This window comes from Lactiplantibacillus sp. 3062 (assembly GCF_055413545.1).
The window spans coordinates 233,371-247,845 of sequence record NZ_JBVAYE010000001.1 but is presented as its reverse complement, the minus strand read 5'-3'; the positions used below and the strand labels follow the sequence as shown (position 1 = coordinate 247,845).

Sequence of the window (14,475 nt, the reverse complement as noted above, 5' to 3'; positions counted from 1 at the left end):
GCAGTTTTGATAAGAATCAAGCTTGATTGCTGGTTGCTTCATGATAAGCATGTAATTGAGTGGCAACTAGATGGGCCGGGTTACCGACCGCAGTAACGTGGGCGGGAACGCTGTCTAAAACAATCGCACCAGCACCAATTTTACTGTTGGCGCCAATCTTAATAGGGCCCAAGAGTTGGGCGTGGGCACCAATGAAAGCACCGCGACAAACATAGGGATGCCGGCGCCCAGCTTGTTCGGTTTTACGTGCGCCTAAAGTGACGCCGTGTAAAATTGTAACGTCGTCTTCAATGACCGCCGTTGCACCAATGACAGTACCAATACCATGGTCAAAGAAGACCCGGTGACCAATTTGCGCGGCCGGGTGAATCAGAATCCCGGTACGCCGGGCCGCATGTTGGCTCAGCAAGGCGGCCAATAATGGTAAACGGTGTGTTTCAAAATAATGGGCAACCCGGTACCAGGCGAGCGCGTGAATACCAGGATAGGTCAACATAACTGTCCGCAAATTGATCGCGGCGGGGTCACGATTGAGAATGGCACGAGCCGTCTGAAACACCAGCTTAATCTGCCTGAATGCTAGCGAACCCGCGCTCAAGGTCTGCTAACAAATCGTCACTGGCTTCAACACCGACTGATAAGCGAATCAGCTCGTCTTTGATGCCATTCTGTAGCCGAATTGTGCGTGGGATGGCACCGTGAGTCATTAAGGCTGGAATTTCAATTAAACTTTCCAATGCTCCGAGACTTTCGGCGAGCGTGATGACTTGTAAATGTTCAACGAAGGTCTGGGGGTTCATTCCTGGTTGTAATTCAAACGAGATCATTGCGCCGAAGCCATTCATCTGTTGCTTGGCAATCGAAAAATCGGGATTATCAGGATCGCCTGGATAGTAAATCTTAGTAACTGCTGGGTGAGACTTTAAGTAAGTAAAGATTTTAGCGGCATTATTCAGGTGGGCTTGCATGCGCAATGCCAGAGTCTTCATACCACGTTGTAATAGCCAGCTTTCTTGCGGGGCCAAAATACTACCGATGGCATTTTGCAAGTAGCCGATTTTTTCGCCAAGTGCTGGCGTCTTGGTGACAACCAAGCCACCGATAACATCACTGTGACCACCGAGATACTTGGAAGCACTGTGTAAAACAATGTCAACGCCTAAATCCAGGGGCTTCTGGACGTATGGGGAGGCGAAGGTGTTGTCGATGATACTCAGTAAATCGTGTGCTTGCGCGAGCTTCGCAATGGCAGCAATATCCGTAATGTGTAATAACGGGTTCGTCGGTGTTTCCAAATAAATCGCCTTAGTTGTGGGGGTAATTGCGGCTTCAACGGCGGCCAAGTCACGCGTATCTACGGCTGTAAAAGTCATGCCAAAGTGTTTCAAAACGGCGTCGATCAAGCGGAAGGTGCCACCGTAGACATCATTTCCCACAATAATGTGATCACCAGCCGAGAATAGTGAGAAGACGGTATTAATGGCAGCGGAGCCAGAAGCAAATGCGAAGCCAGCGCTGCCATGTTCGAGGGTGGCAATTAATGCTTCGACGGCGGCCCGGGTTGGATTTCCCGTCCGTGAATATTCGTATTGATTTTGACCGATTTTTGTTTGGCGGAAGGTCGAGGCCATGTAGATGGGTACCGAAGTCGCGCCAGTAGTGGCGTCCTCACTGATACCACCGTGAATTAATTGGGTTTCAAATTTCATTGTTAAAGTCCTCATTTCGTATAGATTTTTTGGCTCAGATAACGCTCACTACTGTCTGGAAAGATGGTCACGATATGACTATTGGCAGGCAGGTTGGTGGCAAGTTGTAAACTAGCGGCTAGCGCAGCGCCGCTAGAACTGCCAATCAGTAAACCGTGGTCACGGGCTAGGTGTCGAACTTGGGCAAAGGCATCATTGTCCGCGATGGTCAGTGTCTGGTCGATGCGAACCTGATCGAAAAATGGTGGGATGAATTCGACGCCGATTCCCTCGGTACGATGTGCGTGAGCTGGTCCACCATTTAAAATGGAACCTTCTGGCTCAACGACTACGGCTTTGGTTGCTGAATCTTGGGCTTGAAGATAAGCCGCTACTCCGGCAAATGTCCCACCGCTACCGGCTCCAGCGACGAAGGCGGTTATAGGTGCAGGCATGTCCGCCAGAATTTCTGGTGCCAGTGTGTGGTAATAAGCCGCGGGATTAGCCGGATTCTTGAATTGCATGGGGACGTAACTGTTGGAAATCGTTGCGGCTAGTGCCTCAGCTTTGCGAATGGCACCTTTGATTCCTTCCTCGCTAGGTGTATGAACAATTTCAGCACCCAATGCTTGCATTAAAACTTGTTTTTCCATACTGAACTTTTCTGGGACGACTAAGATGGTACGTAGGTGGTGCGCTTGAGTTGCTAAGGCTAAACCAATTCCGGTGTTACCAGCAGTTGGTTCAATAATCGTTGTCTTGGCGTTAACCCGGCCCCGTTGCAAGCCGTCTTCAATCAGATAGGCTCCCAGCCGGTCCTTAATACTGCCGCCGGGGTTGAACATTTCAAGCTTGGCATAGATGTGACTGTGATTTGGAACCTCGATGGGTAACGCCATCAGGGGGGTGTGGCCGATAAGTTCTTGAACGTGCTGAATGAGCATATAAATTCCTCCAATCGCTGCGGTGGGGTGCCAAAAGCGACAAAAAAGGCGCGAGAATTCGAATGAATTCCTCGCGCCCAGTACAATATCCAGCCATGCTGGACATTGATTTTTAGGATGACACTCCTCAAAAAGTCAATGCTTAACAGGCCGAACATCGCGATAAGCGCGCAGTTCGGCAACAACAGTTATTCAAAGCACTACTTGTTAATTGAGTCATGTCTGATCCTCCTCTGGATTGATTGGGACTAACTATACAAGATGATTTTGAGCGCGTCAAGTGGTGAATGACGATTTGCAATAAGCGGTAAGAGATGAAGATTGGCTGAGAACGTTATTGAATCAGCGTTAGTTTTGCCAAACGGTTGTCATTAAAATAAATATATTAGGTGGTTGAATCAGTTGATTGTGACCGAGGATAAAGATGTTAAAATTTATCCAATATCAGTTTTTCATGTCTTATAATCAAGACGTTTTCCAAGACACATATAACTAGTTTTATTCTGACAATAGCTAGTGAACGTGCTGTTGATAATAACTAAAACAATCCCACCCTGATTAGCAAGTGACTAAACTAGGGTGGGATTGTTCGTGATTATAATTTAAATGATATTACTTATTCCATAAGTATTTAGCATCAAAATCATTATCGAATGATGATAAAATCTTAGGACCGTCATCGGTAACGACAAGGGTGTGCTCGTATTGGCAGCTAAGACTGCCATCTAAAGTGCGAACAGTCCAACCGTCATCGGCAGTTTCGCCAGAACGCCAGTCACCAATATTGACCATTGGTTCGATAGTAATGGTCATACCAGCTTTTAGACGGGTGCCGTGACCAGCTTCGCCATAATGTGGAACATCAGGCTTTTCGTGCATCGTCGGTCCAATACCATGACCAATGTATTCGCGTACAACGCCGTAACCCATTTCGTTTTCAGCGTAATTCTGAATAGCCCAGCCGATATCACCAATTCGGTTGCCAACAACGGCTTGGTCAATACCGAGGTATAGCGCTTTATGGGTCACTTCCATGAGTTTTTTAACTTCGGGTGATGGTGTACCAGCAACAAAGGCGTGGCAAGAGTCACTAAGGTAGCCATGGTAGTTAATAACGGTATCAACTTTTAATAAGTCTCCATCTTTGACCAAGATATCTTTACTAGGACAGCCGTGACAAATCATGTCATTGACGCTGACACAAGTTGAGTACTTATAACCTTCAAAGTTGAGTTCGCCAGGAGTAGCGTCGTGTGCAACGATGTATTCGTAGGCAAAGTGGTCAACATCCCAAGTCGTAATTCCGGGCTTGATGTAGTCTTCAAGGGCGTGAAACAGGCCAACCATGATGTCACCGGCAGCTTGCATCCCTTTGATTTCGCGATCTGATTTAAGCGTAATCATGAGGTTCCTCCAAAAAAATTAATTATATTGTGATGCTAAAAGTTTGTTCCTCTCCAGTATACTGCAAGCATTGTATTGCGACAAAACGCATTGTTTTGACCTGATATTGATAACGCTATCAGTAGGCCGAAATCAAAAAAATATAAAAAAATCAGCACGCCAAAAATACCAAATTGCCGGGGCGCAGTTGGATTAATTGTAAACAATTCAATATAAATTTGGAATTTTACCCTTTTCATCGGCCAAGATAATGATACAATATATTGTGTTGTTTTAAACGGAAACACTACATGTAGTAGTGTGACGTGACTGGTTGGCCAACTAGATACCTACAACCGCATATGAAAACGGAAAGAGGAGCATGATTTTGAGTAATTATTTTAAATTCTTATCACACCAACTAAAAGGTTGGCCACAACAGAACTACTATCTATTCTATTTTAGCCTAGGATGTCAAGTAATGACGTTAGTAAGTGCGCCAATTACAGCATTGTCTATTTTAACATTTATTGGGACCACTTTGGGTGTTCTTTGTGTGTTAGCCATTAATGCGGCTAAGTCAGTCAATGGATTATTAGGCGTCATCTCCGCCGCTTGCTTCATCGTAGTTGGTTTTTCAGCTAAGAACTATTTAAGCATTGGGGAACAATTAGCCTACGTCGTAACGCTTGATATTCCAGTACTATTAAGTGCTAATTGGAACGTCAACATGGTTTCAAAGATTCGGAAGTTTACGGGTAAGACGTGGATCGTCGCAATTGTCGCAACTTTAGTTGTTTATGCCATCTCCGGCTATCTTATTGGTGCCTTAACTGATGATCCCCGGCCATGGGTCGATGCCATTAGTTTTGCGATTTGTTTAACGGCCGGCGTTATTTGCTTCCTCCGTTACAACAACCAGTATTTCTGGTGGATTGCCTCTGGTTTAGCACAAATGGTCCTCTGGTTCATCTCGTTCCGTCAAGGTTCGGCGACACTAGCAATGTTCATTAATAGTTCCGTTTATCTGATGAACGATGTCTTGGCTTTCACTGTTTCACCTTGGTATAACAAACATGAACGCGCTCGGTTGATGGCCGAAGAACAAGCAGCTAGTGATGCAGCTAGCGCGGATGCTAGTGATAATCAGGCATTTGGATTGAATCACTAAAGGTCAGCTAATAAATTTACTGAGACTAGTAGCGTTAATATTCTAAATAAGGCGAGTACTGTAATTCTTTTGGATTAGAGTACTCGTCTTTATTTGAATAGCTCCGGATTGTATCAGTTATCAAATATATGCTTTTTTATTGACATTATAATAAACAATGTTAAAGTTTAATAAACAATATTAAAAAAGAGGGATGCTATGGACTGGTTTGTGAATTTAGAACGTGAGGATCAGGAATTTGTTAAACAATTGGTTATTGCCTCAGGTTCTCTAAAACAACTCGCTAAGATTTATCAAGTGAGTTATCCAACCGTGCGAATGCGGTTAAACACGATTATTCAAAAAATTAACTTTATTGAGGACAACGGTGCAAATACGTTTGAAACGAAGGTTATGAAATTGGTAATCGATGAGAAATTATCGTTAGAGGTAGCAAAACAGATTATTACTGACTTTAGGGAGGAACAACATGAGTGATTTTAAAGGAATTCTGATTGGTATGTTGGTCGTTGCAGTGCTCTATATGTTAGATCGATACTTACCAAGGTGGTTTGGGGCAATTCCGGGAGCTGGCTTTTTAGGCTTTATTATTTACATTGTTTTTACAAAAGAGGTCTCTTTATTATCAATAGTAACCGTATTGTTAGTTGGCGAAGCCGTGCTGAATGGTATCTGGATAGATGCACTCGTGAACCGAAAGAGAAAAATGAAAAAAGAAGTAGCAACAATGAAAGCGAAAGATTTATTGCGAAAATAGTAATATTAATGAAATCATCAGATATAGAATCGACATTGGTTGGAGATTGCTGTTAGCGCTCTGCGAATGTCGATTTTTTATTGTGGTGCGGACTATCCTGCTAGTTCAACCAATACTGTATAGGTGTTGGCACTTATTATGAAGCAGTTATTGAATACTGAAATATAAGCTCGAATTTTGTGAACTCTAGACATGTCTAGACTTGATCTGTCTGGTATAATCTACAAATTTAATTGGGTTATTACTTAAATATTGACAACTTGTCTAAACAAGTCTATATTCATAAATGAAAACGATAACAAAGGGGTGGTTGCCGTGAATAAAGCGGCCTTAGTTTATCAAGATTTGCTCCAGAAAATTGATGCGGAGGTTTACCCGATCGGGAGTTATTTGCCGAGTGAACATCAACTTTGTGAGCTATATGGGATTTCACGTGAGACTGGGCGCAAAGCATTAGCGACATTGGCTGAGGATGGCTATATTCAAAAAATTCGTGGTAAAGGGTCCATTGTGATTGAGCATCGACAGTATGAATTTCCAGTTTCTGGCATTGTGAGTTATAAAGAGTTAGCCGAAAAGTTACACATTAAGACGCAAAATATTGTTTATGACTATCAACCGGATGCAACGTTACCGGTTGCTGACTTTACGTCACTTGGTACCGAATTGACGGAAGCGCCAGTGACGGCCATCAAACGAGTCCGAGTGATCGATGGCGAACCAGCTATTATTGATAAGGATTATATTTTGAAATCGATCGTTCCGAAAGTTCCCAAGCAAGCGGCGGAAGACTCACTGTACGCGTATTTTGAAAATCAGCTTGGGTTGACGATCGGTTACGCGACGAAGGAAATTACGATGGCGCCGGCAACTGATGAGGACCGCGAACACCTCGCTATTAGTAAGGGCGCCTATGTGGCAGTTGTTCGAAGCGTGACGAGCCTCACGGATGCGCGAGCGTTCCAGTATACGGAATCACGACACCGGGCGGACCGCTTTAGTTTCCGCGATTTTGCTCGGCGAACTAAGAAATAAGATGTGGCATGAGAGGGATAGCGCATGAAATTATCAGAACAAGTGATTTATCAGATTTATCCGAAGTCGTTTTACGACAGCAATGGCGATGGCGTCGGTGATTTACGAGGTGTTATTGAAAAGATCGACTACCTCAAAAAGTTGAATATTGACATGATTTGGTTTAATCCGTTTTTTGTCTCACCACAAAATGATAACGGTTACGATATTGCAGATTACTACCATATTGACCCCATGTTTGGCACGATGGCTGATTTTGAAGAACTCGTTGCAAAGCTGAAGGCAAATGGTATCGGGGTCATGTTGGATATGGTTCTTAATCATACTTCAACTGAACACGAGTGGTTTCAAAAGGCTTTGGCGGGTGATGAGAAGTATCAGAAGTTTTACTATCTCCGTCCTCCCAAGGCTGATGGTAGTCTACCGACCAATTGGGAATCTAAATTTGGTGGTCCGGCCTGGGCGCCGTTTGGTGATACTGGTTTGTACTATTTACATTTATATGATCCGACTCAGGCCGATTTGGATTGGCATAATCCGGCCGTACGACAAGCGTGTGCCGCCGTTGTCAATTTCTGGCGGCAAAAGGGCGTGCAGGGTTTTCGTTTCGATGTCATCAACGTTACCGGTAAAGCTGAGAAGTTGGTGGACGCACCTAAGGGGGTCCCTAGCAAGACGTTGTATACTGACACCCCCGTTGTTCATGATTATTTAAAGCAATTGAACGCGGCAAGCTTCGGCCAGGATGTAGATAGCGTCACAGTGGGGGAGATGTCTTCAACAACCGTTGCGAACAGTGTTGGTTATACTAATCCGGCTAATCACGAACTCTCAATGGTCTTTAATTTCCATCATTTGAAGACGGATTATGTTGATGGACGGAAGTGGTCCCGAATGGCCTTCGACTTCCCACGATTGAAGCAATTATTAGATAGTTGGGCCGGTGGAATGGCAGCTGGTGGTGGCTGGCAGGCTTTGTTTTGGAATAATCATGATCAGCCACGAGCGCTGAATCGCTTTGGTGACGCCGGTCGTTATCGTGTCAAGTCCGCTGAAATGCTGGCGACGGTCATTCACCTCTTGCGTGGGACACCATTTATCTATATGGGTGAGGAACTCGGCATGACTGATCCGGACTATGACAATATGGCTGATTACGTGGACATTGAGGCATTAAATGCTTATCGGGCTTTAATTCGTAGTGGGTACAGTCATCACGATGCGTTTACGATCGTTAAGACCAAGGCGCGCGATAACTCGCGGACGCCGATGCAATGGGATGATAGTGCCAAGGCTGGTTTCACTACTGGTAAACCGTGGTTGACACCGACTAATCAGGCGACGATTAACGTGGCCCATGAATTGGCTAGTGGCGAGATTTTTGACTATTATCAACGGCTCATTAAGCTAAGAAAAACGATGCCGATCGTCGCGGATGGTGGTTATCAATCGTGGCGCTTAGATGATCCGCAAGTCTTCGGCTATTGGCGGACATATCACCAACAAAAGTTATTAGTGCTTAATAATTTTTATGGTCAGTCAACAATGGTGACACTTCCGGAAGAAATGGTCGGTGCACAGGTGTTACTTTCCAATTATCAAGATGTTAATGTCACAGCACAATTGACGATGCAACCCTATCAAGCGGTTGCGCTGTTGTTAGGTTAAGAATGGAGGAATGGGTATGGCAAAGGCACAAACAGTAACAATTTTGTCGCCGGTCAATGGGGACGTTATTGCGTTAAATAAGGTTAAAGACCCGGTCTTTTCAGCCGGTATGATGGGACTGGGCTTTGGCGTTCAACCTTCAAGTGGAGAAGTTGTTGCACCAGTCAGTGGTCAGGTCACGATGGTGGCTGAGACGAAACACGCGATTGGGTTCACAACGCCTGATGATCATTTGGAAGTATTAGTGCATCTCGGAATCGACACGGTCGACTTAAAGGGTGCCCCGTTCACGGTCAAAGTGGCCGCGGGCGATGATGTTCAGGTGGGGGACGTGATTGCCACCCTGGATTTAGCTGCTATTCAAGCCGCTAATCGTCAGACCACAGTGATTTTAGCAGTGACTAACACTAGTGATAAATTAGAATCGTTGGACGTCGTTACGGGGGCAAAAGCTGCCGGTGACGTGACAGCTACGGGCCGTCTGAACGCCAACACATTTAATGCTAAGCGGCAGAATCGATTACCAAAAGCGGGTAAATATGATCAGTTAGCCGCGGACATCGTGGCTAATGTTGGTGGTGTCGAGAATGTTAGTAGTTTGATTCACTGCATTACTCGCTTGCGTTTTTATTTGAAAGATGAGAGTAAAGCCAATGATGACGTCGTGCGGGACTTAAAAGGGGTCATCGACGTAGCAAAAGCGGGCGGTCAATATCAGGTCGTGATTGGTCCTGCTGTCACGGATGTCTATGATGCGATCATCAAGCAAATCGGACCGGGATTTTCAAATGATTCGGAGACGGCTAAAGCTGTTGCTGAGACTGCCGCAGCAGCTCAGCGGCCAACGACGCCGTGGGGCAAAGTTAAATGGGGTATCAGTAATTTAATTGGTGTTATCACGGGTTCAATGATTCCCGTCATTGGATTATTAGCAGCCTCTGGTATTTTAAAAGGAATTCTTGCGTTACTTACCACGTTTAATTTAGTTAGCCCGACCGCACCAACGTACGTGATTATTAATGCGATGGGCGACTCGGTCTTTTACTTCCTGCCAATCTTCGTCGGTTTTACGGCTGGTAAAAAGTTAGGGGCAGATCCGGTGATTATGGGAATCATCGGTGGGGTGCTGACTTATCCAGCTATTGTAACGATGGCAAGTGGTAAAGCGACGAGTACGCTTTTAGGAATGGGAATCAACGCGAACTTCTTTGGCTTGCCGGTACACGTTGCCTCGTATACGTATTCAATTTTCCCGATGATTGCGGGGGCCTGGCTAGCAAGTAAGTTGGAACCATGGCTAAAACGGGTGATTCCAACGGTATTACGAATGATTTTTGTGCCATTATTTGAAGTTGTGATTGTTTCCGGTGCGATTCTATTATTCCTTGGTCCAATTATTACTGTGCTTTCAACGGGATTGGCAAATATTATTGTGTGGGTCTACAATTTGAGCCCTGCGATTTCTGGCTTAATCATTGGTGGCTTCTATCAAGTATTGGTGATCTTCGGGTTGCACTGGGCGGTTATTCCGATTGTGGCCAACGATATTGCAACGACGGGTCACAGTTACTTGAACGCGATTGTTTCAGCGACGATGGTTGCCCAGGGGGGCGCAGTATTCGCAATCGCCTTAAAGTCAAAGCTGGCTAACATTCAAGAACTTGCTTGGCCAGCAACGATTTCAGCCTTCTGTGGTGTTACCGAACCAGCCATGTACGGGATCAACTTGAAATATGGTCGGGCCTTTGTGACTGCCAGTATTGGGGCGGCAGTTGGTGGCTTCTTGACCGGCTTGATGAATGTCAATATGTGGGGCTTTACGGGTTCACTGATTGGCTTCACGTCCTTTGTTAATCCGAAGGGCTTGGACTTTAGTTTTTATGGTTTCTTGATTGCATCCGCAGCCACGATTGTCGTGTCCTTCGCCTTAACTTGGATGTTTGGTTTTAAGGATGAGGATGCAAATGCAGTTAAAGTAGCGCCTAAAAAGCGACACTTAGGTGCAACCGCCTAGTTAATGGCGACGTCAAATAATTAATCAACGTTAGGATAAACAAGTATTTTTCCGATTCGGAAAAATACTTGTTTTTGATATTTAGTCGCCCTAACGAAGTGATGGTAAGTGATGGAGATTGGTCTAATTGTGATGATAGAATTTTAATGGATCATGATTGGACGTGAGACGGTCGTCTTAAGGATTTTTGAAGGTTAGGTTAAGGGTTTTACATGGGGGATGACGATTATGGGAAAAATCGATGAAGTATCCATTTTAGCACCAGTTACTGGTCAAGTATTGTCATTGGCAACGGTTCCGGATCCTGTTTTTGCGGCGGGAAGGGTAGGGCCGGGATTTGGTGTTCAGCCGACAGCTGGTCACATCTTGGCACCAGTTAGTGGTCGAATCACAGTAGTCGCAACAACCAAACATGCAATTGGCATGGTGACTACGACTGGCCTCGAAGTGTTGGTACATCTGGGTGTCGATACGGTGGCACTCAATGGGGCACCGTTTGAAGTTCACGTGAAGGTCGGTGATGAGGTGACGGCTGGCACACTACTAGTCGACATGGATTTAGCTGCTATCGAGCAGGCCCACAAACCGACCACGGTGATCATTGTCGTGACGAACGCTCAGCGGGTACTCACTGACTTGACGCTAGCCCCACTGCCACAAGCTGTCGCGGCCGGTGCAGTCGTCGCAACGGCTCACTTGATAACAGTGACAACAACCGCGTCACCGGTAGTGGCAGCGGTACCGCAGTCAACGACGCGTTACTCGGCATTAGCCACGGCAATTGTAGCTAATGTGGGCGGGCAGCAAAATATTAATAGCGTGATTCATTGCATAACACGGTTGCGATTTTATTTGAAGGATGAAGCACTAGCGCACGATGCGGTTATTGCGAACTTGGACGGCGTCATTGATGTTGCAAAGGCCGGTGGTCAGTATCAAGTTGTGATTGGTCCGGCAGTCAACGATGTTTTTGATGCAGTGATCGCACAACTAGGGCCTGAATTTGCGGACGGAGTGCCAGTACCACCGGTTCAGGAGGCATCAAGTGACGTTAATTGGCTAAGCCACGTGCGTAATGGCATTAGTGGTGTCATTGGTGTTATGACCGCGGCAATGATTCCGGTGATTGGCATTTTGGCAGGTTCAGGGATTTTAAAAGGAATCTTGGCCGCGTTAACGGGCTTCAAAGTCTTGGCGGTCACGAGTGGGACGTACATGGTATTGAACGCGGTAGCTGATGCAACGTTTTACTTTTTACCAGTTGTCCTAGGCTTTACTGCTGCCAAAAAGTTAGGTTCAGATCCAATCGTGCTGGCGATTGTCGGTGCTATTCTTATCTATCCAAGTCTGATAACGGCAGCTAGTAAGGGAGCCACGGCCCAAATCACGTTCTTAGGTGTTCCGACGCATTTAATGTCGTATTCGGCATCCGTGTTCCCGATGATTGTGGCCGCATGGCTAGGCGTGTACGTTGAGCGGGGGTTAAAACGAGTTGTTCCGCTGTATTTACGGAGCGTCTTTATTCCGATTATCGAAGCCCTGATTTTGGCGATAGTGGTATTAGTGGTGGTCGGTCCCTTAATTACGATTATCAGTAAGGGCTTGGCCAACGGTTTGGTCGCCGTCTATAATTTTAGCCCGGCCTTATCAGGATTGGTTATTGGTGGTTTATACCAGACGATGGTCATTTTCGGGCTCCACTGGGGCATTATTCCCATTGTGATCAATGATATTGCGACGAATGGGCACAGTTATTTGAATGCAATCCTCTCGATTACCATGGTCGCTCAGGGTGGTGCGGTGTTGGCCGTCTTCTTAAAGTCTAAGGATAAGCACCTAAAGGAGATCTCACTGGCAGCTGCAATTTCAGCCTTTTGTGGTGTTACCGAGCCGGCGCTATACGGGGTCAACTTGAAATACAAACGGGTCTTTGTCGTTGCTAGCATTGCGAGTGGTCTAGGTGGCTTACTGACCGGCCTGTTGCGCGTTAATAACTATGCTTTGTCAGGGTCGTTGATCGGTTTCCCCGCGTTTATCACCCCGGGTGTCGGCATCGGGTCAAACTTTTATGGTTATTTGATATCCCATTACGGGACACTAGTGATTGCAACGATGTTAGTTTATGTATTTGGTTTTTCGGATAAGTTGTTAGGTCCTAAGGAAAACTTAAAAGCGACTAATAGTCAGTAACTAAAATAAGGCTCCTGCTGAACGTAGCGGGGGTCTTATTTTTATGAACTAATCGCTTGCAAGCGTGCTTGTTGTCGAATCGCTTCAACATAAATGCGGACAAAGTCGGTGCCATACAGGACTGCTAGTTGCTGTTCCAGATTTGGTGTGGGTGGCAACACCTTTAGTAAGGGTCGAATCCATTGATTGGTGGGCAATAGTCGCAATAGATGGTGGCTGGTGAACTGTGAGAATAGGAGATTGCGGCCGAAGTATTGTCCAAGATGATTTTGGAAAGCTGGTTGCTTAACTGGCACCAGTTGGAGACTACTGTTATTCATGTTGCCTAGTAACAATTTGGCCTGACCAAAGTCGTCACGAAGGTCAAAATGCTGATTCTTGTAGGCCTTAGCGATTTCAGGTGCTAATTGGACCAACCAAATGAGCTGATGTTGTTCCAAATGCAGAATCAAGCGCAGTGTCATAATATCAGTTGTCGTGAGTTGATAACTGTATTGTTGCAGAGTGGCTGGTGTTAATTCTTGACGCAAGGTCCGTTGAACGGCGTCAAAATTACCAGCCTCCCAACTAATGGTTAATTGATCATGGTTCGTCAGCCATAGCAAATGATCCGCGATCCGCAAGGTCAAAAAGCGCGGGGCAGCCGTCCCCGGCGTCTTTAGCATTAGTAGCCAGTAAGAGCTGGCACTAGAACGCGCAAAATTGCGTGCTAAGACGTGCGCACAGGTTGGCAAGGCTAATTGGACAGCCAATTGTAAGCGTCGCCGGTCAGTAGCAGTATTAACAAACTGGTGTGGGTCGTGTGTGATTCGTCGTTTTGCCATAGACATCCCTCCCTCATTAATACACTACCTTAATTATAGGCCAAAAAACGTGGTGTGGCGCATTGAATGTCTGGTTTTAACGATAAATCATTGTGGATTAGCTTCTTGGGAATTTATGCGGATTGCAACATAAAAGGCACGGGTGAATAAATGACAAATTGCAATGATGATTACCGCAATCCGGGCAAGTCTTTGCGCGATATATGCATTTCGCTTGTTTTAAAATATAAAATATACAAAGCGCGGCTCATTAAGAATTGTATAATGATGGGTGTAGTCAATCTTTTCATGATATAATAGCCTTGTTTACATTCAGGTGTGTACATTGAACTTAATAAAAATTAACGAAGGAATTTTAGGAGGAGTTTTACTATGAAGCGAGTTATTACGTACGGAACTTTTGATTTATTACATTATGGGCATATTGAATTACTTAAGCGTGCCAAATCACTAGGGGATTACCTAATTGTGGCCCTATCAACGGATGAGTTCAACTGGGACAGCAAGCAAAAGAAGGCCTATTTTTCATACGAAAAGCGCAAGGCATTACTAGAAGCAATTCGCTATGTTGACTTAGTGATCCCTGAAAAGTCGTGGGATCAAAAAGTGAGTGACGTGAAATTATACCAAATTGATCGCTTTGTAATGGGTGATGACTGGACTGGTAAATTTGATTTCGTGGGTGAACAAACTGACGCTGAAGTCATCTATTTACCACGGACTCCTGAAATCTCAACGACTAAGATTAAGCAAGACTTGAATTTCAATCAAAAATAAACGTGTGACGGGGAATTCAATAAA

General features: G+C 45.2%; 13 protein-coding genes. 8 read left to right on the top strand and 5 right to left on the bottom strand.

Annotated elements, in window-relative coordinates:
• Positions 1 to 16 precede the first annotated feature (16 nt).
• From epsC to map, 4 genes are all read right to left on the bottom strand, one after another.
• Positions 17 to 559 carry a serine O-acetyltransferase EpsC gene (gene epsC / locus ACWQAU_RS01125; protein WP_016511223.1) on the bottom strand — a complete coding sequence of 181 codons (543 nt, stop codon included), beginning with the start codon at positions 557 to 559 and terminating at the stop codon, positions 17 to 19.
• Positions 560 to 563: 4 nt separating this feature from the next.
• The gene (locus ACWQAU_RS01120) at positions 564 to 1,709 is read right to left on the bottom strand and encodes a trans-sulfuration enzyme family protein (RefSeq protein ID WP_011100941.1); all 1,146 of its coding nucleotides are present in this window, start codon (positions 1,707 to 1,709) and stop codon (positions 564 to 566) included.
• 11 nt (positions 1,710 to 1,720) lie between these two features.
• Positions 1,721 to 2,632, bottom strand: coding sequence for a PLP-dependent cysteine synthase family protein (locus ACWQAU_RS01115; RefSeq protein ID WP_003641836.1), 912 nt, complete (start codon positions 2,630 to 2,632; stop codon positions 1,721 to 1,723).
• Between the two features lie 612 nt (positions 2,633 to 3,244).
• Positions 3,245 to 4,036 (bottom strand): type I methionyl aminopeptidase, encoded by a 792-nt coding sequence (gene map, locus ACWQAU_RS01110; RefSeq protein ID WP_003641837.1) that lies wholly within the window; start codon positions 4,034 to 4,036, stop codon positions 3,245 to 3,247.
• 361 nt (positions 4,037 to 4,397) lie between these two features.
• Between map and pnuC the strand changes: the two genes are divergently transcribed.
• The 7 genes from pnuC (at position 4,398) to ACWQAU_RS01075 (ending at position 12,850) form a co-directional block, all read left to right on the top strand.
• Positions 4,398 to 5,186 carry a nicotinamide riboside transporter PnuC gene (gene pnuC, locus ACWQAU_RS01105; protein ID WP_003641839.1) on the top strand — a complete coding sequence of 263 codons (789 nt, stop codon included), beginning with the start codon at positions 4,398 to 4,400 and terminating at the stop codon, positions 5,184 to 5,186.
• Between the two features lie 198 nt (positions 5,187 to 5,384).
• The gene (locus ACWQAU_RS01100; protein ID WP_003641840.1) at positions 5,385 to 5,663 is read left to right on the top strand and encodes a DUF2089 family protein; all 279 of its coding nucleotides are present in this window, start codon (positions 5,385 to 5,387) and stop codon (positions 5,661 to 5,663) included.
• Positions 5,656 to 5,943: a hypothetical protein gene (locus tag ACWQAU_RS01095; RefSeq protein WP_003641841.1), complete on the top strand. Its 288-nt coding sequence runs from the start codon at positions 5,656 to 5,658 to the stop codon at positions 5,941 to 5,943. Before ACWQAU_RS01100 ends, ACWQAU_RS01095 begins: the two co-directional genes overlap by 8 nt.
• A 315-nt stretch (positions 5,944 to 6,258) precedes the next feature.
• Positions 6,259 to 6,978, top strand: coding sequence for a trehalose operon repressor (treR, locus tag ACWQAU_RS01090; protein ID WP_003643703.1), 720 nt, complete (start codon positions 6,259 to 6,261; stop codon positions 6,976 to 6,978).
• A gap of 24 nt (positions 6,979 to 7,002) precedes the next feature.
• On the top strand, positions 7,003 to 8,646 hold the full coding sequence (gene treC / locus ACWQAU_RS01085) for an alpha,alpha-phosphotrehalase (RefSeq protein ID WP_027821542.1): 1,644 nt from the start codon (positions 7,003 to 7,005) through the stop codon (positions 8,644 to 8,646).
• Positions 8,647 to 8,662: 16 nt separating this feature from the next.
• A complete protein-coding gene (locus ACWQAU_RS01080; protein WP_079111764.1) occupies positions 8,663 to 10,660 on the top strand; it encodes a glucose PTS transporter subunit IIA in 1,998 nt (665 codons plus the stop codon).
• 219 nt (positions 10,661 to 10,879) lie between these two features.
• On the top strand, positions 10,880 to 12,850 hold the full coding sequence (locus tag ACWQAU_RS01075) for a glucose PTS transporter subunit IIA (protein WP_162551027.1): 1,971 nt from the start codon (positions 10,880 to 10,882) through the stop codon (positions 12,848 to 12,850).
• A gap of 41 nt (positions 12,851 to 12,891) precedes the next feature.
• On the opposite strand, the gene ACWQAU_RS01070 is transcribed toward ACWQAU_RS01075, so the two are convergent.
• Entirely contained in the window at positions 12,892 to 13,674 is a 783-nt protein-coding gene (locus ACWQAU_RS01070) for a hypothetical protein (protein ID WP_003641846.1), read from the bottom strand.
• Between the two features lie 372 nt (positions 13,675 to 14,046).
• Here ACWQAU_RS01070 and tagD point away from each other — a divergent pair, with 372 nt between their 5' ends.
• A complete protein-coding gene (gene tagD / locus ACWQAU_RS01065; protein WP_003646390.1) occupies positions 14,047 to 14,451 on the top strand; it encodes a glycerol-3-phosphate cytidylyltransferase in 405 nt (134 codons plus the stop codon).
• Positions 14,452 to 14,475 lie beyond the last annotated feature (24 nt).